This is a genomic window from Nocardia sp. NPDC004722 (assembly GCF_053601505.1).
Genome location: NZ_JBSGBY010001012.1, coordinates 1 through 1,713, shown reverse-complemented (window position 1 = coordinate 1,713; position 1,713 = coordinate 1). Strand labels below are relative to the sequence as shown.

The 1,713-nt window shown below is 65.0% G+C and carries 2 protein-coding genes; both read left to right on the top strand.

The genetic code is table 11. The annotated features are described in order from the left end of the window. Positions 1–225: 225 nt before the first annotated feature. The gene (locus ACWELQ_RS45200; RefSeq protein WP_452403109.1) at positions 226–936 is read left to right on the top strand and encodes a DUF6875 domain-containing protein; all 711 of its coding nucleotides are present in this window, start codon (positions 226–228) and stop codon (positions 934–936) included. A 10-nt stretch (positions 937–946) separates the two neighbouring features. Further along, the coding region (locus ACWELQ_RS45195; protein ID WP_452403108.1) for a condensation domain-containing protein at positions 947–1,713 on the top strand (767 nt) is incomplete at its 3' end.

Sequence of the window (1,713 nt, the reverse complement as noted above, 5' to 3'; positions counted from 1 at the left end):
TTCGGTGACGCCGTAATGGGACAGCTCGCGGCCGTAGCCGCTGGCCTTGACGCCGCCGACGGGCAGGTACCGGTCTTTTCTTATTTGTGTGCCCCCGAAATTCGGGGCGCAGTAGCGAAATTGGGTATCCGACTACTCGTGTTAACGGCCCATGACCGGGGCACTATTTATGTATATGGGCAGCGGTGCCTTCTTGTGCCGCAGCTCGAGCATCCGAGGTGAGTCATGAGCGAGCGTGTTATCGGCCCCCGCTCGGGGCTGCAATGGGTCTCATTGGGGGACACTGGATCATCATGTCCGGCCGCCAGGTCTACGGTGGCGGCCTTTCGATCTTGGGCTGATTCCTTTCTGACCCGACCCAGTGACGAACTGGGCAGAGACGGGCCCGTGTGCCCGTATGTCAAGCCGTCGATGCGACGGGATCTACTCTGGTTGGCACAGGTCCCCGCAGCGGAACCGCGGCCGATGTGGGTGCGCGCGATCATACGCGACGCATTGGAGGTCTATCCCGAACTACCCACGGGGAACGGTAGTTCCACATCAGTGCTGCGCGCATTGATCACTGTATTTCCTAATTTGAAGGATTATACGCTGATCGATGAAATCCATGATGAATTCAAGAGCAAGTTCGTCGAACGCGGGACCATGTTCGGGCAGTTTTATCCGGGCTGCGACCAACCGGGCTTGTGGAACAAGGATTTTCGGCCGTTGGACGCACCGATGCCGATGTTGGTGGTGCGCAGCATGATGACGACCGATTTCCCGTTCCTGCTCGACAAGCCCGAATGGGCCGATGCGTACGTGCGCAAGTTCGCACCGATGCTCCCGGCTCATGTGCGTTCGGTCATGGTGGGGCGCTTGACATCTCGCCCCGCTTCCTGGGTGCCCGCCTACGAGGTGGCGCCGGCGGACGAATCCTGCTCGACCAGCAGTTAGGCAGTGCGTCATGACGCGCGAACTCGAGGCGGCTCGGTCCGCCCCCGTCTTGTCCGAGAACCCCGTTCTGTCCGAGAACGCCTTCCCGCTCTCCCCGGCGCAATCGGGGATGTGGCTTGCGCAGCAACTGGATCCGGCGGTGCCGCTGTCGGAGGCCCAGTACATCGAGATGCGCGGGCCGCTGGATGTGGCGGTGCTGCGGCGGGTCGCGGCGCAGGCGGGACGCGAATTCGGTTCCGGCGTCCTGCGTTTCGCCGAGGTCGACGGCAGGCCGTGGCAGTTCGTCGAGACCGGGACCGAGCCGGTGATCGGTTTCCTGGACTTCCGGGACCGGGCCGACCCGGTTTCAGACGCGCTGGACTGGATGCGCGCGGATGTGGCGGCGCCGATCGACATGCTCGGCGAGCTCGCAGGGATATCTATGGTGATCCGGGTCGGGGAGTCCCATCACCTGTGGTACACCAGAGCTCACCACATCCTCATCGATGGATTCGGTTCGGTGACCATGCTCTACCGGGTCGCCGAGCTGTACAACGCCGCGGTGCGCGGGCAAACGGCGCCTCCCGGCACCGCGGCCTCCCTGTGGGAGGTGCACGAGGCGGAAATGGCGTACCGGGAATCCTCCCGGTACGCCGCCGACGAGCACTACTGGCGGGAGGCCGCCGCGGGCCTGCCCGACCGGTGCAGCCTGGTCGCGGCCACCGCGCCCGCGAGCGCGCTGGGCCGCGAGGCGCGCGCCCAGCTGGGGGAGGCGATGGCCGCGCGGCTCGACGCTGC